Origin of the sequence: Aquibacillus rhizosphaerae, assembly GCF_030282825.1 — a bacterium.
Taxonomy (GTDB): Bacteria; Bacillota; Bacilli; order Bacillales; family Amphibacillaceae; genus Aquibacillus_C; species Aquibacillus_C rhizosphaerae.
Map to the genome: position 1 here is coordinate 26014 of NZ_JASTZU010000021.1, position 25405 is coordinate 51418.

22 protein-coding genes are annotated in these 25405 nt (G+C 35.4%); 20 read left to right on the top strand and 2 right to left on the bottom strand.

All coding sequences use genetic code 11. The annotated features are described in order from the left end of the window. Positions 1-66 precede the first annotated feature (66 nt). A complete protein-coding gene (locus QQS35_RS05980) occupies positions 67-1437 on the top strand; it encodes an aldehyde dehydrogenase (RefSeq protein WP_285931004.1) in 1371 nt (456 codons plus the stop codon). Between the two features lie 208 nt (positions 1438-1645). Here the strand turns inward: QQS35_RS05980 and QQS35_RS05985 are convergent, their stop codons facing one another. Next, positions 1646-3355, bottom strand: a complete 1710-nt coding sequence (locus tag QQS35_RS05985) for an Rqc2 family fibronectin-binding protein (RefSeq protein ID WP_285931005.1) — start codon at positions 3353-3355, stop codon at positions 1646-1648. 90 nt (positions 3356-3445) lie between these two features. Between QQS35_RS05985 and QQS35_RS05990 the strand changes: the two genes are divergently transcribed. The 15 genes from QQS35_RS05990 (at position 3446) to spoVM (ending at position 20215) form a co-directional block, all read left to right on the top strand. After that, complete coding sequence (locus QQS35_RS05990; protein ID WP_285931006.1) at positions 3446-6094, top strand: calcium-translocating P-type ATPase, SERCA-type; 2649 nt, start codon at positions 3446-3448, stop codon at positions 6092-6094. 159 nt (positions 6095-6253) lie between these two features. Then, positions 6254-7135, top strand: coding sequence for a YicC/YloC family endoribonuclease (locus tag QQS35_RS05995; RefSeq protein ID WP_285931007.1), 882 nt, complete (start codon positions 6254-6256; stop codon positions 7133-7135). A 159-nt stretch (positions 7136-7294) separates the two neighbouring features. Then, positions 7295-7555, top strand: coding sequence for an extracellular matrix/biofilm regulator RemA (gene remA / locus QQS35_RS06000; protein WP_093210849.1), 261 nt, complete (start codon positions 7295-7297; stop codon positions 7553-7555). A gap of 23 nt (positions 7556-7578) precedes the next feature. Beyond that, on the top strand, positions 7579-8199 hold the full coding sequence (gmk, locus tag QQS35_RS06005; protein ID WP_285931008.1) for a guanylate kinase: 621 nt from the start codon (positions 7579-7581) through the stop codon (positions 8197-8199). After that, positions 8196-8402, top strand: coding sequence for a DNA-directed RNA polymerase subunit omega (rpoZ, locus tag QQS35_RS06010; protein ID WP_285931009.1), 207 nt, complete (start codon positions 8196-8198; stop codon positions 8400-8402). The genes gmk and rpoZ overlap by 4 nt, the downstream gene beginning before the upstream one ends. A gap of 384 nt (positions 8403-8786) precedes the next feature. Next, on the top strand, positions 8787-9989 hold the full coding sequence (coaBC, locus tag QQS35_RS06015; RefSeq protein ID WP_285931010.1) for a bifunctional phosphopantothenoylcysteine decarboxylase/phosphopantothenate--cysteine ligase CoaBC: 1203 nt from the start codon (positions 8787-8789) through the stop codon (positions 9987-9989). Next, positions 9986-12394, top strand: a complete 2409-nt coding sequence (gene priA / locus QQS35_RS06020) for a primosomal protein N' (protein WP_285931011.1) — start codon at positions 9986-9988, stop codon at positions 12392-12394. Before coaBC ends, priA begins: the two co-directional genes overlap by 4 nt. A gap of 14 nt (positions 12395-12408) precedes the next feature. Continuing rightward, entirely contained in the window at positions 12409-13347 is a 939-nt protein-coding gene (gene fmt / locus QQS35_RS06025) for a methionyl-tRNA formyltransferase (protein ID WP_285931012.1), read from the top strand. A gap of 1 nt (position 13348) precedes the next feature. After that, positions 13349-14701: a 16S rRNA (cytosine(967)-C(5))-methyltransferase RsmB gene (gene rsmB, locus QQS35_RS06030; protein ID WP_285931013.1), complete on the top strand. Its 1353-nt coding sequence runs from the start codon at positions 13349-13351 to the stop codon at positions 14699-14701. A 130-nt stretch (positions 14702-14831) separates the two neighbouring features. Continuing rightward, positions 14832-15599 carry a Stp1/IreP family PP2C-type Ser/Thr phosphatase gene (locus QQS35_RS06035; RefSeq protein ID WP_331490693.1) on the top strand — a complete coding sequence of 256 codons (768 nt, stop codon included), beginning with the start codon at positions 14832-14834 and terminating at the stop codon, positions 15597-15599. Beyond that, the gene (gene pknB / locus QQS35_RS06040; protein ID WP_285931014.1) at positions 15599-17635 is read left to right on the top strand and encodes a Stk1 family PASTA domain-containing Ser/Thr kinase; all 2037 of its coding nucleotides are present in this window, start codon (positions 15599-15601) and stop codon (positions 17633-17635) included. Before QQS35_RS06035 ends, pknB begins: the two co-directional genes overlap by 1 nt. Positions 17636-17639: 4 nt before the next feature. Next, positions 17640-18521, top strand: coding sequence for a ribosome small subunit-dependent GTPase A (gene rsgA, locus QQS35_RS06045; protein ID WP_285931015.1), 882 nt, complete (start codon positions 17640-17642; stop codon positions 18519-18521). A gap of 2 nt (positions 18522-18523) precedes the next feature. After that, the gene (rpe, locus tag QQS35_RS06050) at positions 18524-19171 is read left to right on the top strand and encodes a ribulose-phosphate 3-epimerase (RefSeq protein WP_285931016.1); all 648 of its coding nucleotides are present in this window, start codon (positions 18524-18526) and stop codon (positions 19169-19171) included. Between the two features lie 246 nt (positions 19172-19417). Next, positions 19418-20071, top strand: coding sequence for a thiamine diphosphokinase (locus tag QQS35_RS06055; protein ID WP_285931017.1), 654 nt, complete (start codon positions 19418-19420; stop codon positions 20069-20071). Positions 20072-20134: 63 nt separating this feature from the next. Then, entirely contained in the window at positions 20135-20215 is an 81-nt protein-coding gene (gene spoVM / locus QQS35_RS06060) for a stage V sporulation protein SpoVM (RefSeq protein ID WP_285931119.1), read from the top strand. A gap of 94 nt (positions 20216-20309) precedes the next feature. On the opposite strand, the gene rpmB is transcribed toward spoVM, so the two are convergent. Next, positions 20310-20498 (bottom strand): 50S ribosomal protein L28, encoded by a 189-nt coding sequence (rpmB, locus tag QQS35_RS06065; RefSeq protein WP_285931018.1) that lies wholly within the window; start codon positions 20496-20498, stop codon positions 20310-20312. A gap of 386 nt (positions 20499-20884) precedes the next feature. Here rpmB and QQS35_RS06070 point away from each other — a divergent pair, with 386 nt between their 5' ends. The 4 genes from QQS35_RS06070 to sdaAA all read left to right on the top strand — a co-directional run bounded on the left by QQS35_RS06070 (position 20885) and on the right by sdaAA (position 25402). Continuing rightward, on the top strand, positions 20885-21247 hold the full coding sequence (locus QQS35_RS06070; protein ID WP_285931019.1) for an Asp23/Gls24 family envelope stress response protein: 363 nt from the start codon (positions 20885-20887) through the stop codon (positions 21245-21247). A gap of 127 nt (positions 21248-21374) precedes the next feature. Further along, a complete protein-coding gene (locus tag QQS35_RS06075) occupies positions 21375-23042 on the top strand; it encodes a DAK2 domain-containing protein (RefSeq protein ID WP_285931020.1) in 1668 nt (555 codons plus the stop codon). Positions 23043-23814: 772 nt separating this feature from the next. Then, positions 23815-24477: an L-serine ammonia-lyase, iron-sulfur-dependent subunit beta gene (gene sdaAB, locus QQS35_RS06080; protein WP_285931021.1), complete on the top strand. Its 663-nt coding sequence runs from the start codon at positions 23815-23817 to the stop codon at positions 24475-24477. A 40-nt stretch (positions 24478-24517) separates the two neighbouring features. Then, entirely contained in the window at positions 24518-25402 is an 885-nt protein-coding gene (sdaAA, locus tag QQS35_RS06085; protein ID WP_285931022.1) for an L-serine ammonia-lyase, iron-sulfur-dependent, subunit alpha, read from the top strand. Positions 25403-25405: the final 3 nt, after the last annotated feature.

Here is a 25405-nt window from a genome sequence, read left to right on the forward strand (position 1 = left end):
TAAAAAAATAACGTAATTAAGTTATAATAGTATTATCATTAAATCTATAAAAGGGTAGGGATTTATTTGAGCGAATTCACAGCACTCATTGAGCGACAAAAAGCAAATGTTTTGGCTAATAAAACAAAACCTGTTTCAGATCGAATTAAATTGCTTAAACAACTAAAAAGTGTGTTAAAAAAAGAGGAAGAAAAGCTTATAACAGCACTTTTTCGTGATTTAAATAAGTCTGAGTTTGATGCTTATACAACTGAGATTGGTATCGTCTATACAGAAATAGATTTTTTCATTAAACACTTGCGTTCATGGAGTAAGCGAAAGAAGGTAAAGGCGCCACTATCACATACAGGTACAAGAAGTTACATTTACAAAGAAGCATATGGTTCAGTGCTAATTATTTCGCCGTGGAATTACCCGATTCAATTAGCAATTGCACCTTTGATTGGGGCAATTGCTGCTGGTAATTCAGTTATTTTAAAACCATCGGAATTAACCGATGCGACTTCCATCGCTTTGGCAAAAATGTTTAGTGAGAATTTTGAGGAAGAACAAATTTTTGTTGTCCAAGGTGGTCCTGAAGTGAGTAAAACACTTTTAGCTGAGGATTTTGACTACATATTTTTTACTGGGAGTGAACGAGTTGGCAAATTAGTGATGGAAGCTGCAGCTAAAAACCTAACACCAGTGACCTTAGAATTAGGTGGAAAAAGTCCCTGTATTGTAGATGATACAGCTGACCTAAAGGTTGCAGCTAAGCGGATTGCCTGGGGCAAATATACAAATGCAGGACAAACGTGTGTAGCTCCTGATTATATCTATATTGATAAAAAAATAAAGAAAGAATTTCTGGAAGAATTAAAGCGAACTGTCTTCGAATTATATGGTGAAGAACCGATAGATAATGATAGATATACTAAAATAGTTAGTGAAAAGCACTTTGACCGGTTAATCAATTTCTTGAGCAATGGCTTTACTGTATTAGGTGGAAAAACGAATCGAGAAGAGCTGGTGATTGAGCCAACTGTTTTAACTGATATATCATGGGATGATCACGTAATGGCTGAAGAGATTTTTGGTCCAATTTTACCCATTTTAGAATATGAACAGTTAGCAGAAGTGATTGGAGAAGTAAACAAACGCCCTAGTCCATTGGCACTTTATATCTTTTCAGAGAGTGACGAGGTATCCAAACAAATAATTTCATCCATTTCTTTTGGTGGTGGATGTATAAATGATGTCATCTATCATTTAAGCTCTCCATTTTTACCTTTTGGTGGAGTAGGTAGTAGTGGCATGGGATCCTATCATGGAAAAGCTAGTTTCGATACGTTTTCACATAGTAAAAGTATCATGAAGCAGACTACTAAATTTGATATTGCTTTGAGATACGGTACAACGAAAAATTCACTTAAGAAAATAAAATTATTTTTAAAGTAGATGTACCATTTTGATAAGGTAGGAGTTCAACTTATTGCCCGGGAAAGCGCATGATTCGCAATTTTTCTACTTCTTTCGCAATGTATATAGATGTATATTCTAAAAAAAGAACTAATGAAGATTGTCATTAGTTCTTTCTTAACGTTTGCTTATCTAGTATTGTTATTCTGTTCGCCGCTTGATGCATCTATCTTATTAAAAAACACTTTTATTTTGTCTTAAGTTTTTTAATAATATCTTCTTCTGGTGTCACAAACAAAGTCTTCTGATTATCATACGTGACAAAACCAGGCTTTGCACCGTTGGGCTTTTTTACATGACGTATTAATGTATAGTCAACCGGAACCGAAGAAGAATTTTTTGACTTACTAAAACTAGCTGCTAGTTGCGCTGCTTCAAAAAGTGTTTCATCACTCGGATTCTTGTCACGGATAACAACGTGTGATCCTGGGATATCTTTGGTATGAAGCCAAATTTCATCTTTAGCTGCAAGTCGATTAGTTAAGAACTCATTTTGCTTGTTGTTTTTACCTACTAATATAATGGTGCCATCACTAGCTACATATTGCTCAGGTTCAGGTTTTGTAGGTTTGTTTTTCTTTTTCTTATGCTTGCTTTTAGTTTTTAAGTAGCCTTCTTCTCTTAACTCTTCTCTTATTTCTTCAATATCTTGTACTCTCGCTTCATCTATTTGTTGAAGCAGTTCATCTAAATAGTTAATTTCTTGTTCGGCTTTCGCAATCTCTTGAATGACCATTTTTTTAGATTTTTTTAATTTTTGATAGGTTTTAAAGTAACTTTGTGCATTTTCACTCGGTGTTTTGTTTGGGTTTAATTCGATTGTTATTTCATTTTGGTCAGGATCATAATAATCAATTACTGTTGCAGATTTATCGCCTTGTTTGAGCGTATGCATATTAGCTGTCAGCAGTTCACCATAACGTTGAAACTGATCCGCTTTATCTGCTTTAACTAAAGTTTGTTTATGCTTTTTTATTTTTCTAACATTTTTCTCGCGTTCATTTTTCAAGAAACGATAGAGGTCACCAGCTTGTTGTTTAACCCGATCACGCTCGGCTTTACCTGAATAATAGTTATCTAATAAACTACTCATTGTTTCAAATTTTTCTCTTTGACCAGCTACAGATGATAAAGATAGACAATAAAAATCTTCCTTTTTATCTTTAATCAACTCTGGTTGGTATTGATGGTGCAAGAGACTAGTTTGTAATTGTTCAAAAACTGCTTTGTATGTTTCAGGCGAACCTAAATAGGCCCGATGTAAAATCTCTTTTGCAATCAAAGGAGAAAAGCCCATAAATGTGCTTACTAATTGCTTATCCAATTGCCCGGCATTAAAATCTAATTTTCGTATAAAAACATCCGAATCAACCGTAATCGGATTCAACTTCCCTTGATCAGGTGGTAATTTATATGCTTGTCCAGGCATAATGGTCCGCACACGATTTTGAGCAGGTGCTACATGTTTAATGCTATCAAGTATGTGCCCTTTTTCTTTGTCTACTAAGAAAATATTACTGTGTTTGCCCATTACTTCAATGATTAATGTCTTTACAGTTTCATCACCAATTTCATTTTTTCCTTTAATATGAAAAAAGACGATTCTTTCGTTTTCGTGTTGTACGATTTCCTCAATAAATCCACCAACTAAATGCTTTCTTAATAGCATACAAAACATGGGTGGTTCCTTTGGGTTTTGATAAGAATCCGATGTTAAATGAAATCGCGCATAACTAGGGTGCATGGACAATAGTAATGATTTATTTTTACCATGACTTCTAATTGTGAGTATTAGTTCCGTTTCTGTTGGTTGATATATTTTCATGACTCGCCCTGAGCTTAATTCGTTATCTAATTCATGTGTAATTGCTCGGGTAACTATTCCATCAAATGCCATATGAATCACCTCGCTTTTGTAATTATAGCATTTTTTTGGACGAGTCTGAATAGAAATACAATGACCGAAGAGTACATGGGGGTATGCGATGTGAATTGGTACCAATTTAACGAAGATCAATTAGAGCAGAAACTGGGTGTCAGAAGAGATAAAGGTTTATCTTCATTGGATGTTGAGAAACGATTGAAAAAATTTGGAGCGAATGTTTTTGCTGATAGAAAAAAGATATCACTGTGGCTTGTGTTTCTAAAACAATTTCAGGATTTTATGGTACTCGTTCTGCTAGCTGCAACCCTAGTGTCTGGTTTACTTGGAGAATATGTTGATGCGATTGCCATTATGGTAATTGTTTTAATTAATGGACTAATTGGTTTTTTTCAAGAACAAAAAGCAGAAAAATCATTATCTAAATTGAAAGAACTTTCAGCTCCACTTGCGAATGTGCTTCGCAATGGAAGATGGGATAAAATTCCCTCAAGTGAAGTTGTGGTAGGAGATATTATAAAAATTACAAGTGGAGACCGTGTGTCAGCAGATATGAGGATAACTAAATCAAGTAGTTTAGAATTGGAAGAATCAGCCTTAACAGGTGAATCTCTTCCTACAACAAAACATGCAACAGCAATTACACAGGATGGGTTAGAACCTGCTGACCAAAAGAATATGGCATTTATGGGAACTCTTGTAACTAGAGGAAGCGGCATAGGAATTGTTGTTGCAACTGGCATGAAAACAGCTATGGGTCAGATTGCAGAATTACTTGTTAATACAGAACAACAAGTGACACCATTAGAGCGTAAATTAATGGAGTTAGGAAAAATATTAATTTTACTTGCGCTAATCTTAACTGCCTTTGTTGTGGTGATAGGCGTTTGGCAAGGACATCCGATTTATAATATGTTTTTGGCTGGTGTTTCTTTGGCTGTAGCGGCTATTCCAGAAGGTTTACCAGCAATTGTAACCGTGGCATTATCACTTGGTGTACAAAGGATGATTCGAAAAAAAGCAATAGTAAGAAAACTGTCTGCTGTTGAAACACTAGGAAGTGCTTCAGTTATTTGTTCAGATAAAACAGGAACGATGACGGAAAACCAGATGACAGTGAAGCAATTGTATATAAGACAAAGGTATGTTTACGTTACCGGTCAAGGCTATGACATAAAAGGAGATTTCCAACAGAGTGAAAGAAATGTTAATAGTGAAGAATTAGAAGAAATGTTGTTGTATGGTGCACTATGTAATCACGCTTCATTATATAGAAAAAAGGGCAAGTGGATGATTGACGGAGATCCAACTGAAGGTGCACTACTTGTAGCAGCAAGGAAAGCAAATATTACTATTGAAGATACAGAAAAATTCAAAATTATTCATGAAATTCCTTTCGATTCAGATAGAAAAAGAATGAGTGTTGTTGTTGAAGATAATCAAAGTAATCGTTTTGTAGTAACAAAAGGTGCCCCAGACATTCTATTACCTCGTACGAATTATATAATCGACAAAGAAGGAAGGAGACCTATTCGAGCAAAAGATCAAAATAGCATTGAGCAAGCTATAAATGATATGGCTGATCATGCACTAAGGACAATTGCAATCTGCATAAAACCTTTAGAAAAAAGTCAAGCAATCGATGAGATAATGCTTGAAAAAGACCTCACGTTTGTAGGGATAAGTGGAATCATTGATCCCCCACGAAAAGAGGTGAAAACCGCCATTAGTGAGTGTCAAGAAGCTGGAATAAAAACAGTAATGATTACAGGAGATCATGCTAAAACCGCTTTGGCTATTGCGAAACAGCTTGATTTAATTCCAGAATACGGAAAAGTTTTAGAAGGTCATCAATTAAGTAAAATGACTGAAGAACAATTGAGCACGGTTATAGATGATGTTTATGTGTTTGCAAGGGTTACCCCAGAGCATAAGCTTAAGATTGTGAAAGCTTTTCAAAGAAATGGACATGTTGTTGCAATGACAGGCGACGGTGTAAATGATGCTCCAGCAATAAAGGCAAGTGACATAGGAATTAGTATGGGCTTAAGTGGGACAGATGTTGCAAAAGAAGCGTCCGCTTTAGTTTTGTTAGATGACAATTTTGCAACCATTAAGTCTGCGATTAAAGAAGGTAGAAACATCTATGAAAATATTCGAAAGTTCATTCGATATTTATTGGCATCTAATGTTGGAGAAATATTAGTAATGTTATTTGCTATGCTATTAGGTTTGCCTTTACCCCTGATACCAGTACAAATATTGTGGGTCAATTTAGTTACAGATGGCCTACCTGCAATGGCATTAGGCTTAGATCAAGCAGAGGGAGATGTTATGAAGCGATCACCAAGACATCCGAAAGAGGGTGTGTTTGCGAGAGGGTTGGCTTTTAAAATAATAAGTAGAGGGTTTATGATAGGTATTATTACATTAATTGCTTTTATGACTGCCTATCAGGGAGATCCAGATCACCTCCGTTACGCGCAAACAATCGCGTTTACAACCTTAGTGATGGCACAACTCATTCATGTATTTGATTGCCGTAGTGAAAAGTCTGTATTTTCAAGGAATCCATTTCAGAATTTATATTTAGTAGGTGCCGTTATTTCATCCATTTTACTTCTGTTAATGGTATTATACCTCGAATCACTACAAGAAGTATTTAACACAATGGATTTAGGGCTAAGAGATTGGATCTTTATTCTAGCATTAAGCTCCATACCAACTGTATTATTTGGATTCACAAAAAAGTAATGGAAAAACCTACTGCAGATCGTAGGTTTTTTTCTTTTTAAGGGTGAGTTTATTTTAAATAATCGTTTAAGATATGGTTCATTGATGACATAATGTTACTAAGTTTGATATAGTAACTATATAATTAAAGTACAATGATTAGTTACTGGATGTGATGTTGTGGTTACAAGTATGACAGGTTACGGTAGAAATGAAGTATGTGTAAGTGAAACAAATATATCAGTTGAGATTAGGAGTGTAAACCACCGTTTTTTGGATGTCTCAACAAAAATCCCCCGCTCTCTTCTAGTATTGGAAGATAAATTAAAAAAAGTGGTTCAATCGTATTTTGACCGGGGTAGAATAGATATATTTATCACAATAGAAGGACATGAGTTGGTAGAACGAACACTTCAAATTAATTGGGAGTTAATGGATCAATACATAGAAGGTTTTGAAAAGATTAAAAAACGTTATAACTTAGCTGGCGATGTACCCGTTGAAGTCGTTACAGAAATGTCCGATGTCTTTACTATTCAAGAAAGTTCCCAAGAATCTGATTTCGTACATGATTCCATTATAAAAGCACTGAAAAATGCTTGTAGACAAGTTCTGGAAATGCGTGAACATGAAGGTGAAGAATTAGTTGAAGATGTAAAATCTAGAATTGAAATGATAGAAAATACAGTAAAACTATTGGGAGAACGAAGAGATATTGTTATAATGGAATATCGAGATCGAATCAAGGAGCGTATCGAAAAATATATAAGTAGTGAATTTGTAAATGATGATTCGAAACTCTATCAAGAAGTTGCACTTCTAGCAGAAAAAGGTGATATTACCGAAGAAGTTACACGTCTCCATAGCCATGTGAGTCAATTCCTACATACGATTACACAGCAAGGTGCTATAGGAAGGAAATTGGATTTTATTTTACAAGAAATGCATAGAGAAACGAATACAGTAGGATCAAAATCAAATGATGTTAAGATTAGTGAATGGGTTGTCATGTTAAAGAGTGAGATAGAGAGGGTAAAAGAACAAATACAAAATATTGAATAAACCTTTTGTTTTTGTATATTTAGGTCATATAATATAATAAGATTTAAAAGATTTTTATAAACTTGAGATAAAACTATTAAAAGTACCACGTATTTATTTCTTGAATTCATTTAAATGATATAGTACAGAGTAACATCTGTGCAAAGAGGGGGAGCCGTTTTGAGCTTACGACTAATAAATATAGGATTTGGAAATGTTGTTTCAGCTAATCGGATAATTTCAATTGTTTCACCAGAATCTGCACCTATTAAACGTATTATTACTGTCGCAAGAGACAATAATAAACTAGTAGATGCTACATATGGTCGTCGTACGAGAGCTGTTATAATTACAGATAGTGATCATGTTGTCTTATCAGCTGTTCAACCAGAAACTGTAGGACAACGCGTAATTAGTCATGATGAAATCTCTGATGAGTAAAGCAAATCTTAGGAGGATATATGTTGATTGATGAGAAAGGAATTTTATTTATATTATCGGGTCCATCAGGGGTAGGAAAAGGTACTGTGCGAAAAGCTCTTTTTGAAAGAGATACAGAGTTAAAATATTCTATTTCAATGACCACCCGACCACAAAGGAACGGAGAAAATGAGGGAATTGATTATTTTTATCGTTCAAAGCAAGTATTCGAAGAAATGATAGAAAATAACAAGTTACTCGAATATGCCGAGTATGTTGGTAATTATTATGGAACACCAAGAGACTATGTAGAAGAGACTTTGAATTCGGGAAAAGATGTGTTTTTAGAAATTGAAGTGCAAGGTGCGCTTCAAGTAAAGGAAAATTTTCCTGAAGGTGTGTTTATCTTCTTATTCCCTCCTAGCTTAGAAGAGTTGAAAAACAGAATAATAAGCCGAGGTACAGAAACAGAAGATCTTGTTACAAATAGGTTATTGGCAGCTAGAGAAGAAATAGAAATGATGGATGCCTATGATTATGTAGTTGTAAATGATAAAATAGAAACAGCTGTTAGCAAAGTACAATCTATTGTTAGAAGTGAACACTTGAGACGCGAACGCGTTGCGAAACAGTACAAAAAGATATTGGAGGCTGATTTGGGATGATGTTAGAACCGTCAATCGACAAATTACAATTAAAAATTAACTCTAAGTACACGTTAGTAACTTTATCAGCTAGGCGAGCGAGACAAATTCAAGATACACAGCGCCACCAGCTTGATAACCCAAAATCAGTAAAATATGTAGGTATTGCCTTAGAAGAAATTCAGGCTGATAAACTAACTCACATTCCTGCTCCAGAAGAATAAAAGACATTTAACTTTCTAGGAGAATGACTTTTAATCAATGTATCTAATCTATGTTATATGAATGAAGAAATTCTTTGATGAAATTACTTCCCTCGCTTGCATCCTTGCTAGCGAGGGTTTCTTCTATAAAGATTCTTTTAGTTAGTTTTGTTAATCTTCCACGTACAACATAACGGATATCTTTATTACCGTTACAGGACAGTAGTCTTATGAAAAGCTCGAACAAATGGACTACCGCTCCAAGCATCCATTTGTAATATAAAGAACACAATAACGATCCTTTAGAAAAGAGTTCTAGCTATAACAAATGTGCTTTTATTTTCAAGAATACGTTTGATAGTATAAAATAGATAGTTAGAATAGAATGGTTAGGGGGAACTTATAATGCTTCATGGTAAAAATGTGGTGTTGGGCGTGTCAGGAGGAATAGCTGCATATAAGGCTTGTGCGCTAACGAGTAAACTAACACAACAAGGTGCAACGGTTAGAGTGATTATGACCGATAGTGCACAGAAGTTTGTCTCACCTCTAACGTTTCAGGCATTATCAAGAAACCCAGTTTACACGGATACGTTTGATGAAAAAGATCCTGAGAAAATAGCGCATATTGATGTTGCAGATTGGGCTGATTTGTGTATTATTGCTCCGGCTACAGCTAATTTGATTGGTAAAGTTGCTAATGGTATCGCTGACGATATGTTATCTACTACTTTATTAGCAACTACAGCTCCGGTATATATAGCACCCGCAATGAATGTACATATGTACAGCCACCCTGCAGTAATAGAAAATATGAAAAAAATAACTGCTTGGGGTTACCATTTTATCGAGCCAGGTAGTGGCTATCTTGCGTGTGGCTATGTTGGCAAGGGTCGTCTTGAAGAGCCCGAAACGATTATCGAGGTCATAGCTCAACATATTCAGGATCCTTTTCTAAGTGGAAAATCAGTACTTATATCTGCAGGCCCTACTAGAGAATCTGTCGATCCTATTCGGTTTTTCACAAATCATTCCTCGGGTAAAATGGGGTTTGCTCTAGCTCAAGAAGCAGCAAATCATGGTGCAGAAGTAACGCTTGTGGCTGGTCCAGTAAACTTGGAAACACCCAAAAACGTAAAGCGAATCGATGTTTTAACTGCTGAAGAAATGTATCAGCAAATGAATCACTTCTTTCCGGACCATGATATCGTCATTAAGGCAGCAGCAGTTGCAGATTATCGCCCTATTCTTACATATGATGAAAAATTAAAAAAACAAGAAGGTAATTTATCCATTGAAATGGAAAGAACAAAAGATATCTTAAAAGAATTAGGTGCAAAAAAAACTAAACAATACCTTGTTGGTTTTGCTGCTGAAACAAATGATGTCATTCACTATGGTAGAGAAAAATTAGCGAAAAAACATTTGAATGCTATTGTTATTAATGATGTAAAAGCGCAAGGTGCAGGTTTTGGTTCTGACACGAATATAGTTACATTTTTAAGTGAAAAAGGTTTCGAAAAACAGTTGGTAATGGCATCAAAAAATAAAATTGCTAAACAAATACTAGAATTAATCGATCAGGAATTGAAGGATGAAGCCAAGTGAGAATTGCAAAAGTAGTAGTTGATGTACCAGCAAGTCAAACAAATCGCGTTTTTGATTACAATATTCCCTCTAAATTCGCTGGTTCCGTTCATAAAGGTATGCGTGTTATTGTTCCATTTGGCCCAAGAAAGATAATGGGTTTTGTGTTAGATTTGACAGACGAGTCTGATTTTGATCGATTAAAAGACATAAGTGATTTAATGGATGTCACCCCTGTATTAACAAGTGAGTTACTTGACTTGGGGAAATGGTTGTCTGAGCAAACATTAAGTTTTTATATCTCAGTGTTTCAGGCAATGTTGCCCCAGGTGTTAAAGGCTAAGTATAAAAAAGAGTTACATAAATTGACGTCTGAGGAACTACCTTATCAGTTAGAAGAGATCTTTGCTTTTAGAGATTATATTTCCTATGATGAATTCATCGAAAGAGACGGGCATCATGGGAATCTTCAAAAAGCGATAAGTGATGGTGTGTTAGAAATAAATTATCTGGTTAATTCTAGAGAAACAGTTAAAAAAGAATCGATGATTACAGTGAATCGTGAAAGTTATTTAGTAGAAGAAGAACTAGCTAATTTGTCAAAACAAGCAGTTAAACAACGTCAATTACTGAGTCACTTCATAAAATATCCAGAACCGATTAGTCAGAAAACACTTCTTGAACAATTAAAAACAACTCGAGCAAGTTTAAAACCTTTATTGGAACAAGGTATTTTAAAGGAAACAAAGCAAGAGGTGTATCGTAATCCATATCGGGAAGATAAATATCCTGAAACAAAAGCGTTACCGTTAACAAATCAACAATCGGAAGCAATCGAACCAATCTTGTCATCGATTAAACAAAAGGTCCATCAAGTTTTTTTGTTACATGGTGTTACTGGTAGTGGTAAGACAGAGGTGTATTTGCAATCGATTCAAGAGGTGATTAACAAAGGAAAAGAAGCAATTGTGCTTGTTCCTGAAATTGCCTTAACACCTCAAATGGTAGAGCGATTTAAAGGTAGATTTGGGTCAAATGTTGCTGTGTTACATAGTGCCTTATCAGCAGGTGAAAAGTTTGATGAGTGGAGAAAGATTCAACGGAAACAAGTAAAAGTAGTTGTTGGTGCTAGATCGGCCATATTTGCACCATTTGAAAATGTGGGAATAATTATAATTGACGAAGAACATGAAACAAGTTATAAGCAAGAGGAACATCCAAGGTACCACGCTAGAGATGTAGCTATTTATCGTGGTGAAAAACATGATTGCCCAGTCATATTAGGTAGTGCAACTCCCACCCTTGAATCCTTTGCTAGAGCACAAAAAGGAATATATAAACTATTGACATTATCAAAACGAATGAATGATGCCAAGATGCCTAAAGTTAATATTGTTGATATGAGGGATGAGTTGCATAAAGGGAACCGATCCATGTTCTCCACTAAACTTAAAGAGGAGATTGAACTTAGGCTAAAAAAACAGGAACAAATTGTACTGTTTTTAAACAGAAGAGGGTATTCGACATTTGTAATGTGTCGAGACTGTGGACATGTGATAGAATGTCCACACTGTGATATAGCTTTAACGTATCATAGAAAAAATGAGCGTTTGAAGTGTCATTACTGTGCTCATGAAAAACAGATGCCTTCCCATTGTCCAGATTGTGAAAGTGACACAATCCGTTATTTTGGAACGGGTACACAAAAAGTGGAAGAAGCACTTTCTGAAATGATCCCGGAAGCTAGAGTTATCCGCATGGATGTTGATACAACTAGAAGAAAAGGATCGCACGAAAAACTACTTACTCAATTTGGAAGACACGAAGCTGATATTTTATTAGGTACACAAATGATCGCTAAAGGGCTTGATTTTGGTAAAGTAACTTTAGTAGGAGTGTTAGCTGCGGATTCTTTATTGCACTTACCAGATTTTCGTGCTTCAGAAAAAACATTTCAATTATTAACACAAGTGAGTGGACGTGCAGGACGACACTCACTGCCTGGAGAAGTTGTTGTTCAGACATATACACCAGAACATTACAGTGTTCAATTAGCAAGCGAATATAATTTTGAACAATTTTTCAAACAAGAAATGAACATGAGAAAGACTTTTCAATATCCTCCATACTACTTTTTAACATTAATTACAGTATCACACCCGAACCAAGTAAGAGTAGTTGAGGTTACAAAGACAATTGTACAGTTACTTAATAAACACTTATCGGAACAAGCAAGAATACTTGGCCCGACACCATCTCCACTTACTAGGGTCAAAGATAGATATCGTTACCAATGCATGGTAAAATACAAAAATGAACCGAACCAAAGAAAAATTATAAAAAAAATCTTATCCTTTTATGATGCTGAAATTCAAAAAAAAGACTTATTGATACAAGTTGACTTACAACCTTATCAATTAATGTAGAAAGGGGTACGTTAATGAAAAGAATCGTTTTTATGGGAACACCGGACTTTGCTGTTCCTATTTTACAACAATTAATAAAGGATGATTATCAAGTCGTATTGGTGGTTACACAACCAGACCGGCCCAAAGGTAGAAAAAGAACATTAACTCCACCACCAGTAAAAGTGGAAGCGGAGAAATATAAAATTCCAGTATTTCAACCAGAAAAGATAAAAAATGAATATGATTTTGTACTCGAGTATAACCCAGACATAATTGTGACAGCCGCATTTGGTCAAATACTACCTAAAGCGCTGCTAACGGCTCCAAAATTTGGTTGTATTAATGTACATGCTTCTTTACTTCCAGAGTTAAGAGGTGGGGCACCAATTCATTATGCTATTATACAAGGTAAACGACAAACCGGAATATCCATCATGTATATGGTGGAACAATTAGATGCTGGAGATATTATTACGCAACAACAGGTAACAATAACAGAAGAGGATCATGTGGGAACATTGCATGACAAACTAGCAATTGCTGGTGCGGAGTTACTTGAAATAACGTTGCCTACTATATTTAATGATAATAATGAACACAGACAACAGGATAATCAAATTGCAACCTATGCATATAATATTACAAGAGATCAAGAAAAGATTAATTGGAATAAAACAAATGAAGAGATTTACAATCATATCCGAGGGATGCATCCATGGCCAGTAGCTTTTACAACACTTCGTGGAACTACACTTAAGGTATGGTGGGGAGAGAAGTTAGACAATACGTTTAATGGGAGCGCTGGAGAGGTTGTTCGTCTTGACCTAGATGGTTTCGTCGTTTGTTGTGGTGATCGAAAAGGAATTAAAATAACTAGTTTACAGCCCGCTGGAAAGAAAAAGATGGATGGAGAAGACTATTTAAGAGGAACAGGGAGTGACCTGCAACTTGGGGAAAAGTTAGGAGAGTAATATGACAAAATACTTACTACGAAATACAGCATTAGACATTCTAATTCGAGTTGGTGAAGGTGGAGGTTTTAGTCACTTACTGATTAACCAAGCAATAGAAAAAAAAGGGTTAAGTGACCGGGATGAAGCATTGTTAACTGAAATTGTCTATGGAACGATACAAAGAAAACTTACAATAGACTACTATTTATCTCACTTTATAAAAGGAAACAAGAAATTAGATTCTTGGGTAAAATGGTTGTTGTATATGTCCATTTATCAAATGACTTATTTAGATAAAGTGCCAGACCATGCAATCATTCATGAGTCGGTAGAAATAGCCAAGAAAAGGGGACACAAAGGAATTTCCTCTATGGTAAATGGTGTGTTAAGAAGCCTTCAAAGGAAGGGATTACCTTTATTTGAAAAGGTGACCGATCCTGTACAACGGTTAGGAATCGAAACTAGTCATCCATTCTGGTTAGTAAAACGCTGGGTTGATATGTATGGCTTTGATGTAACAGAAGAAATGTGTAAAACCAATTTACACCATAAACCGATTAGTGTTAGAGTTCAACCAATGAAAATAAGCCGTGAAGATGCAATAGAGAGGTTACAAGATCAAGGATTTGAAGTGGAAATATCCAATTTTTCTAATCAAGGATTAATAATTACGCAAGGGAATGTACTAAGAAGTAATTTATTTTACGATGGCTATGTAACAATTCAAGACCAAAGTTCTATGTTAGTAGCAGAAATGCTACAATTACAAGAAGAAATGACAGTTCTTGATGCTTGCAGTGCACCTGGTGGTAAAGCAACTCATATTGCTGAAAAAATGTCCAATAAAGGTGTTGTTTTCGCATATGACTTACATGAAAAAAAGGCAAAATTAGTTGGAAAAAAAGCACTTGAATTAGATTTATCTATTATTAATGCTAAACAAGCAGATTCTAGAGATTTAGCATCATATCATGAGGAATCAAGTTTCGACCGAATCCTACTTGATGCACCTTGTTCTGGATTGGGTGTACTTAGAGGAAAACCTGATATAAAATATAGTAAAAGTGAGCAAGATATTGAAAAGCTTGCCTCCATTCAAATAGAGTTGTTGGAAAGTGTTTCTTCATTATTAAAAAAAGATGGTAAACTATTATATAGTACGTGTACAGTGGATAAACATGAAAACGATAATGTAATCGAAAAGTTTTTAGCAAGTCATCAAGATTTTGAAGTTGATTCAAGTTTTTTTGATGGTCTTCCAGAGATTATAAAAAAGAATTCGATAGGAATATCCAAATGGGGAGTTCAATTATTCCCGCAAGAATTTGATACAGATGGATTTTTTCTAACGAGATTAAAGAAAAAGAGATAGAGATTGAATCCTTCTAACGTAACTATAGTATCAAACCTTCGAAGAATTATATCAATTGTAATTTTATTTAAAAAAAGAAATTATTAGATTTGAGATAGACAAGAATTAGGTCGTTTCAAGCGGAGCCGGGGTGAGTAGATTGAATGGTTACTTTTTAACAGATAAAGGTAAAGTGAGAGACCATAATGAAGATGCTGGCGGAGTGTTTTTTAATCCACACAAACAACTGATTGCTATTATTGCAGATGGAATGGGTGGGCATAAAGCTGGAGATGTAGCTAGTCAAATGGTTATATCTTCACTCAAAGAAAAATGGAATAAAACAGAAAACGCTATAACTTCACCAGAAGCAGCAGAAATATGGCTTTCTGAAAGTATTAAAGAGACCAATAATAGCGTTTTCACCTATTCACAGCAACATGTGGAATGTGCAGGGATGGGAACAACAGTTGTCGCTGTTATCTGCACATTAGACTTTATTTCGATTGCACATATTGGGGATAGTAGGTGTTATTTGTCCAATTCTCAAGGGTTTAAACAAGTGACAGAGGACCATTCCCTTGTGAATGAACTTGTTCGTACTGGGCAAATCTCTAAAGATGATGCAGAATATCATCCTAGAAAAAATGTTTTGTTAAAAGCTTTAGGTACAGAAAAAGATGTAAATGTGGATATTCAAACAATAGGTTGGGATAAAAATGATAAATTACTCTTATGTTCAGATGGTTTATCTAATAAAGTGTCAGAATTAGAATTAGATTCCGCACTAAAACAATTTGTTAGTTTAGAAGATGTAGCCCAACATTTAATTAATATTGCAAATGAACGTGGAGGCGAGGATAATATTTCATTAACTCTTGTTCATTATAATGATTCACAGGAAGAAGGTGAATCATAGTGTTAGAAGGTCGTTTACTAAATGAGAGATATAAGATTAAGAAGATGATTGGTGGCGGAGGTATGGCGAATGTGTACCTCGCAAACGATATGATTCTTAATCGTGACGTCGCAATTAAAGTATTGCGTCTAGAATATGCTAATGATGAGGAATTCATAGCAAGATTTCATCGAGAAGCTCATTCAGCTATTAGCCTCTCACATCCAAATATAGTTAACATCTATGATGTAGGGGAAGAAGAAAACATTTATTATATGGTGATGGAATATGTAGACGGTATGACCTTAAAAAAGTACATACAAACCTATGGTCCTGTTGAGGTACAGGAGTCAATTGAAATTATGAAACAAATCACTTCTGCCATCGCTCATGCACATGCTAATGATATTGTACACAGAGATATTAAGCCACAAAATATATTAATTGATCCATATGGGAACGTAAAAGTTACTGACTTTGGAATTGCTATTGCTCTCAGTGCTACGTCTTTAACGCAAACAAATTCTGTATTAGGTTCAGTACATTACTTATCACCAGAACAAGCACGAGGTGGGATGGCCAATAAGAAGTCCGATATATATTCTTTAGGAATTGTGCTGTTCGAATTATTGACAGGGCGCTTACCCTTTTCAGGTCAAACCGCAGTTTCGATTGCTCTTAAACATTTACAGAGTAATACTCCGTCAATCCGTAGATGGAATCCTGAACTACCTCAAAGTATAGAAAATATTGTTTTAAAGGCTACAACAAAAGACCCATTTCATCGTTATGACACGGTATATGAACTAGAGGATGCTTTGGAATCTGCACTGCATCCTAGTAACCTAAACCAGGAAGTTTTCTTGCCACCAGAGGAAAGCGGTGAGGCAACAAAAGCAATACCCATAATTACAGACGAAACTTTTAAACAACATAATTCGATACAAGACACAATTGTTCATAGTAATAATAACGGAGCTACTATGAATGGTAAGGAAGAAAAAGGTGAGGATAAAAAAGGTAAGAAAGGTAAAAAAAAGAAAAAAAGAAAAAAAGTTATTTTATGGATAACTGTTATTTTTGTAGCACTATTTGGTGCTATTTTGGCGGCTCTATTTATACTTCCAAATTGGCTACAGCCTAAAGATGTTGATATACCAGATGTAGAGGGTATGGAATATGATGAGGCATATGATGAGTTAACAGCTTTAAATCTGATTGTCGAAAGAGAAGAAATGTATTCAGAGGACATTGAAGAAGGTCATGTGGTGAAAACAGACCCTGAGCCAGGAATGACCGTAAAAGAAGGGAAAACAGTAATTGTTTTTTCAAGCCAAGGTAAAGAAAAGGTAACAGTAGGTGATTATGTTGGACAAGACTATAATCAGGTTAGACAATTGCTAAGTCAAACTGGTTACAAGGAAGTAACAAGAAATGACATACATTCTGACCGTCCAGAAGGTGAAATAGTAGGTCAGGTTGAACCACAACAAGGTTCAGAAGTTGTTCCTGATGAAACAAGTGTTGTATTTGAAGTGAGTATTGGACCAGAACAGGTTGTTTTAAATGATGTGGTTGGATGGACTGAGTCTGCAGCAACAAACTATTTAACCGATAGAAATTTATCTGTAGATATAACAGAAGAATATTCTGAAGAAGTAGAAGAAGGGAAAGTAGTAAGTCAATCACCAGATGCGGGTAGTGAAGTAGAAGAAGAATCTCGAGTAGAACTCGTTATTTCATTGGGACCAGAAGAAAAACCACCATTAACGCACGAAGTGAAAGTTAGAGTTCCATATACTGCTGAAGCGAATGGAAATGATGAAGGGAACAACAGTGAGGATGTAAATCCAGTTGAACAGGAAGTAAGGATTTACGTTGGGGATATAGATTATAACATTTCAGAACTTTATGAACAAGAAACGATAACAGAAGATACCGAATTTACAATAAGATTAAATATACCTTCAAATGGCTCAGCTGAGTATAGAGTTGTGCGTGATGATCAAGTAGTAGTTCAGAAAACGATCAGATATGAAGATGTGGAGGATGAGTGAATGAATGCCAGAAGGTAAAATAACAAAGGCGTTAAGTGGCTTTTATTATGTCCAGAGTGGTAATGAACTTTACCGGTGTAGAGGTAGAGGAGTATTCAGAAAGAACAAGGTAAATCCTCTTGTAGGAGATGAAGTGGAATTTGAGTTTAGCAATCCCGGTGAGGGATACATTTTAAAAGTTAAAAAACGAAAAAATGAACTAATAAGACCACCGATTGCAAATATAGACCAAGCAGTAATTGTTGTGTCAGCAACACAACCCGATTTCAGTACATTATTATTAGATCGGTTCTTAGTGTTAATAGAATCAAAAGGAATTACTCCAATTATTTTCATCTCAAAGATGGATACGATTAAAGAGGAAGAAGAAAAATTAATACAACAATACAAAAACGATTATCAAAGTATTGGATATTCAGTTGAAACAATTTCAACAAAAAGATCTGATGATCTTAGCCAGGCAATGGATTATTTTAAAAACAAGATTTCTGTCATCGCTGGTCAATCTGGGGTTGGTAAATCTTCTATGCTAAATGCATTTAATCCTTTATTAAGCTTGGAAACAAATGAGATATCAAGAAGTCTAGGAAGAGGAAAACATACAACACGCCATGTAGAACTGATTGATATCAATGGCGGACTTGTGGCAGATACACCAGGATTCAGCTCATTGGAATTTAGTGAACTTGATCTAGAGTATTTACCTGATTGTTTTCCTGAGATGAGAGCGTTAAGTGAAGAATGCAAGTTCAGAGGTTGTATGCATAACAAGGAACCTAAATGTGCGGTAAAAGTAGCAGTTGATGAAGATGAAATTCCTGTTTATAGATATAATCATTACTTGCAATTTTATGAGGAGATTCAAAATAGAAAGCCGAGGTATTAATCATGACAAAAATAGCACCATCTATCCTTTCAGCAGATTTTGCAAACTTACAACATGAAATTATTGACGTTGAAAACGGCGGAGCAGATTATATCCATGTAGACGTTATGGATGGTCATTTTGTTCCGAATATTACGATAGGACCATTAATAGTGAAAGCAATTAGACCAGTAACAAAGCTACCTTTAGATGTTCATTTAATGATAGAAGATCCAGATAAATATATAAGGGATTTTGCCGAAGCAGGAGCAGATATTATTACAGTGCATGTTGAGGCGTGTCGTCATTTACATCGTACAGTTCATGCTATTAAAGATGCAGGTGTCAAAGCTGGAATCGTTATTAATCCTGCAACACCAGTTGAATTGATTCGCCCAATATTATCTAATGTTGATCTAGTTCTTTTTATGACTGTGAATCCTGGCTTCGGTGGACAGAGTTTTATAGAGGAAGTATTAGAAAAAGTAGAATTAGCATCACTATGGCGTAAAGAACTAAATTTGAATTTTGAGATTGAAGTAGATGGTGGTGTAAATCAATCTACAGCAAAACTTTGTAAAAAAGCTGGTGTAGATGTTTTAGTAGCAGGAAGTGCAATTTTCAATCAAAAAGACAGAAAAGAAGCGATAGAGATTATTAGAAATGCATAAGGGTAATTTTAAAAAGGTTGCTATTTTAAAGCAACCTTTTTAAGAGCTAAGAAAGCATAAAAAATCCGGAGATGTTTAGCTTTAGTGTCTAACCCGCCTGATGTCCTAAGTCAAACACCTTTGTGGTGAAAAACGTGACCCGGAGCTATCCTTAATTGTCTTAGTTGAACATGGTGCTCCAAGCTTTTCTTATTTGTAGTGTTAAAAAGGTTATTTTTAAAAAATGTACAAAAGGGTTGAAATGATATGACTACAATAGCTATAGTGGCTGGTGGTCCCGCAAAGCAAATACCTAACTTCGGTTGTTTTAAAGATAAAATTGACAAGTGGATTGGTGCTGATAGGGGCGCATTAACAATAATAAAAGAAGGGATTACCCCAACATTAGCTATAGGGGATTTTGATTCTCTTAATGAAAAAGAATTAAAAATAGTAAAAAATCATGCAGAAGAAATTGAAATATTTCCAATTGAAAAAAATGAGACTGATCTAGAGCTTGCCATCTTTAAGGCTATTGAACAACAACCTACTGACTTGTATTTATTCGGAGTTACTGGTGGTAGACTGGACCATGGAATGGCTAGTATCCAACTATTGTATCGGTTAAAAGAGAAAGAAATAAATGGAATTATTGTTGATGAAAATAATTTGATGGAGTTGAGATTTCCTGGAACCTATAATGTATATCAGGATTCATATTATCCTAATATTTCATTTCTACCTTTTTCTAATCAAGTAATAGGAATATCTCTTCATGGTTTCTACTATAAATTAGTAAACAAGAACATTTTTTGGGGCTCTACACTTTGTATTTCTAATAAGCTTCTTTTAGAAAAAGGTACTTTTTCATTTAGGGAAGGCATATTATTAGTAATAAAGAGCCGAGATGTACTTATTTAGGGTTATTATCATAGGATAATCTGAAGTGATCTTTTTGCTATTCGGAAAAGAGGAGGGGTTCTGATGAAATTTTATACCTTTAAACTCCCAAGGTTCATTGGTGGCTTTGTACGTGCTATAATGGGTTCGTTTAAAAAGGGCTAACCATACAAAAAAAGCACCCCCAAGAAGGGTGCTTTTTTTGTACTTTCAGAAAGCTTAGTCTTCGCTGTGCTTTTTTCATTGACGTATAATCAAATTATACTCGCTCTACTTTACCTGATTTCAAAGCACGAGCAGATACGTAAACGCGTTTAGGTTTACCATCAACCATAATGCGTACTTTTTGTACGTTAGCTTTCCATGTACGTTTATTAGCGTTCATCGCGTGAGAACGAGTGTTTCCTGAAGTAGTTTTACGACCAGTTACTGCACATTTGCGTCCCATGTTATTCCCTCCTAGCTTGCATGTATCTCTTTACACACTAATATAATTTATCATAGGACTTAAAATATTGCAATATTTGTTTGAACCTCTTCCGGATACTTATTTTACAGAGATATTGTGAAACTGTTTATTTGATAGGTATTTACTTATTCAACATTTTGAAAGAACTTTCACTTGACAGATTTTCAGTTTTCGTCCATTGTATAAAGGGGTTTTGTTTAAAAAGTTTTAATATAATGGAATCTGTGTGTTTATTAGACAAGCGGATAGTGAAAGATAATGACTATACAAAGAGAGAACATAATCTTTGAGTGAAACTGCTTTCATATTTATTTGTGTTATAGTAAAATTACCTTAAATTAAGATAGAACCAAGGAGGATTTGTTATGTCCATTGAACTGACTACAAAAGATGGTCATGTAACGATCACTAATGATGTAATTTCTACGGTTGCAGGTGGTGCTGCAATAGAATGTTATGGAATTGTTGGGATGGCTTCTAAAAATCAACTAAGAGATGGAATTGCAGAAATTCTTCGCAAAGAAAATTTCTCAAAGGGTGTCGTTTTACGACAGGATGGAGAAAATATACATATTGATATGTATATTATTGTAAGCTATGGAACCAAAATTTCAGAAGTTGCAAATAATGTACAATCCCAAGTTAAATATACCTTAGATAAGACATTAGGTTTGTCTATAAGTTCAGTAAATATTTATATTCAAGGAGTTCGGGTGGCCCAAGAATAGGTCAGAAGTTTCTTCTAAATAGTGAGCCTGTTCTCTTATAACTAGAATAAAGCTCTTCAACTTGAATGTAAAAGTCGAAAAGCTTGGTCTAAACATGTTAGACCGTTTAAGAAGGAGGAAGTTGGAAGTGAAGGTTAGAACGTTAGATGGAAATACTTTCGCGCAAATGGTACTCTCAGGAGCAAACCATTTAACTAATAACGCCAAAATGATTGATGCTCTAAATGTCTTCCCAGTACCTGATGGAGATACTGGAACAAATATGAATTTATCTATGACTTCTGGTGCAAATGAAGTCAAAAGCGTCAATGCTGACCAAGTAACTGATGTAGCACAAGCCCTTGCTAAAGGGTTATTGATGGGTGCTAGAGGTAACTCGGGTGTTATTCTTTCGCAATTATTTCGTGGATTTGCAAAAGGTATTGAAGGAAAAAAAAGCTTAACACCTAAAGATTTTGCAAAAGGCTTAGATGTTGGTGTTAAAACGGCTTATAAAGCAGTTATTAAGCCGGTAGAGGGAACAATTTTAACTGTTGCCAAAGATACAGCCAATAAATCAATCGAAATAGCTGAATCAACAGATGATATGATTGTATTTATGGAAGGGGTATTAAAAGCATCTAGAACCTCTTTAAAGCGTACTCCAGACCTGCTTCCAGTACTAAAAGAAGTAGGAGTTGTTGATAGTGGTGGTCAAGGACTTGTAACAATATATGAGGGGTTTTTAGCTTCGCTAAAAGGTGAAGAATTACCTACAACTAGTGAAAGTTCTATAGATATACATGATATGGTAAATGCAGAACACCATAAACTAGCACAAGATTTCATGAATACTGAAGATATTGAATTTGGTTATTGTACAGAAATAATGGTCAAATTTGAGGACGATAAATTAAAGGATAATCCTTATAATGAAGAGGAATTTAGAAGTGAATTAAGCGAAATAGGTGATTCATTACTTGTAGTTTCAGATGATGAAATAATAAAAGTCCATGTACACGTGGAAGAACCTGGTCAAGTATTAAATTTAGGTCAACGATTTGGTAGTTTTTTAAATATCAAAGTTGAAAATATGAGGGAACAACACACGTCTATTGTTGGAGACAAACCAAAGACTTCTAAAAAGACAAAAGAAAAGTCTGAATTCGGAATTGTGTCTGTTGCTATGGGCGAGGGTTTAAAAGAGCTTTTAGAAAGTCTTGGTGCGACCGTTGTAATTCAAGGTGGCCAAACGATGAATCCAAGTACTAAGGATATTACAGATGCAATCAATGAAGCGAATGCAAAAAATATAATTGTTCTTCCGAATAATAAAAATATCATAATGGCAGCTGAGCAAGCTGCTGAGCTAGCTGAAGAAAATGTGGTTGTTGTTCCGACAAAAACTATTCCTCAAGGTATGAGTGCGCTTTTAGCTTTTCATCCAGAAGCAGAACTAGATGAGAATAAGCAAAACATGATAGAGGCAAGTAAGCAAGTGAAAACAGGGCAAATTACGTATGCTGTGCGTGATACGCAAATAGATGGTATGACTATTGAAAATGGCAACTTTATGGGGTTAGCTGATGGAAAGATTAAAGTGAATGATAAAGATAAACTCACTGTAATTAAGCAGTTACTATCTGAAATGATTGAAGAAGATGACGAAATTATTACAATTCTTCAAGGTGAAGATGGTAGTGAGCAAGAAGTGAAAGAAATTGAAAGTTATATAAATGATACTTTTGAAGAATTAGAACTTGAGGTACACAAGGGCAATCAACCGATTTATTCTTATATATTTTCAATTGAATAGAATTGAATAGTTTAAAGCTCTGTCTAATCCGATAGAGCTTTTTTCTTTTTGACGTATTCTTATAAAGTTTGCACTAACTGCTATGTTGATTTCCACTTCTGGCAGTCGCTTTCCGTGGGCACGGCGTCAGCTAACTCAGAAGATTGCGCTGTTCCCTCAGGACTTTGAATTTGCTTCCTGAATTTGCACCGCACGCAGAAAATTGAACTGTATTTTCAAGGATCGACTTCCCTACGCTCTCAATCAACCACCATAAGTAGGAGTGGCTGAATAAGTGTAAAAAGATGCGCTATGCAAACGGTAAAAATAAACCTAGGTTTTTCGATGGCAGGTAAGAGCGCTCACTTGTGGGTTCATTGTCTTCATTTTTCCATTAGGACAGTATTTGAGTGCATAGCACTAAGAAAACATCTTTGTAGTTTCTAAAAGACTTCGTATATTTCTTCTCTAGAAAAGAGAGTTATTCTAAGCGAGTGTTTTTCCATAGCGTTGGATTGAGCACTCAACTTAGAAAAAACGCAAGGAAGTTACTGCAAACTTTCTATCAAGTTTTGAGGGCTGTAAGGAAACAATGTTTATGAAAACAGCCTTATTTTATGAAAAATATAACTAATTGTGAATAAGTGGAAATTAAGTTCGTTTCTCTGACATTTTAATTATACAAGTCAAACTTCATCTAAACCGTGAGATGAAGTAATGTACTTCTTTTTTGTATTTCTAACCGTTATACTTATCTTAATAAAACAATTACCTATAAGGTTGGTGTAAACTTATGAAGTTTAAATCCGTATTTGATATTATTGGTCCCGTAATGATAGGTCCTTCTAGCTCCCATACTGCTGGAGCAGCAAGAATTGGAAAATCTGCTAGAACTCTCTTCGGTCGACAACCGCAATGGGTAGAAGTTTATTTTTATGGATCTTTTGCTAAAACATATAAAGGACATGGGACGGATGTTGCTATCATCGGAGGAATCTTGGATTATAGTACAGATGATACAAGAATTACTAATTCCCTTGAAACTGCCAAAGATAAAGGCATCAAAGTGCACTTTTATCAAGATGAGGGTGCTACAGATCATCCTAATACCGCGCGCCTAAAAATGGGTGACGAGCGTGGAGATCTTGAATTAGTTGGGATTTCGATTGGTGGGGGTAAGGTAGAGATTACAGAATTAAATGGATTTGATCTTCATCTATCAGGTAATCATCCAGCCATCCTAGTTATGCATAATGATAGATTCGGAGCTATTGCATCGGTGGCTCAAATTTTAGCTAAATATAAAATTAATATTGGTCGAATGGAAGTGTCACGAAAAGATGTTGGGAAAGAAGCATTAATGGTAATTGAAGTTGACCAGAATATTGATGAATCTCTGGAGAAAGAATTAATGCATGCAAATCATATATTACAAGTTGCTAAAATCATTGACTAAAAATACAACAGCTTTGTCAGACATATAGGAGGAAACAATTATGTTTCGTAATGTTAAGGAATTGATAGAGATAACTGAAAAAGAAAACATAGCTATATCTGAAGCGATGATTCGTCAAGAGATGGACGTTCAGGATAAGACCCGTGAGGAAATTATCGGTCTGATGGAAAGAAACCTTCAAGTAATGGAAAAAGCTGTGGAAGATGGGTTGAAAGGGGTCAAATCACATTCAGGTTTAACTGGTGGGGATGCAGTTTTGCTTCAAAAATATATGGATGAACGGGATACATTATCTGGTCATTTGTTGCTAGATGCAGTTAGTAAAGCGGTAGCTACTAATGAAGTAAATGCTGCAATGGGTACGATATGCGCCACCCCAACTGCAGGTAGTGCAGGATGTGTCCCTGGTGCGTTATTTGCTGTAAAGGCTAAATTAGATCCAACTCGTGAACAAATGATAAACTTTTTATTTACATCCGGAGCTTTTGGATATGTGGTTGCAAATAATGCTTTTATTTCTGGAGCTGCTGGTGGGTGTCAGGCAGAAGTAGGTTCAGCTGCAGCAATGGCATCAGCTGCAGTGGTAGAAATGGCTGGTGGAAGTCCAAGTCAAAGTGCAGAAGCCTTTGCGATCACATTGAAAAATATGCTTGGACTTGTTTGTGATCCAGTCGCTGGATTGGTAGAGGTTCCTTGTGTGAAAAGAAATGCTGCTGGTGCTTCCAATGCTATCGTATCTGCTGATATGGCACTTGCTGGAATTACAAGTAGAATCCCATGTGATGAAGTTATTGGGGCAATGTACCGAATTGGTCAATCAATGCCAACCGCATTAAAAGAAACTGCAGAAGGAGGGTTAGCAGCAACTCCAACAGGTAAAGCATTGGCTGCTAAAATTTATGGAATATCTACAGAGAAAGAGTGAGAT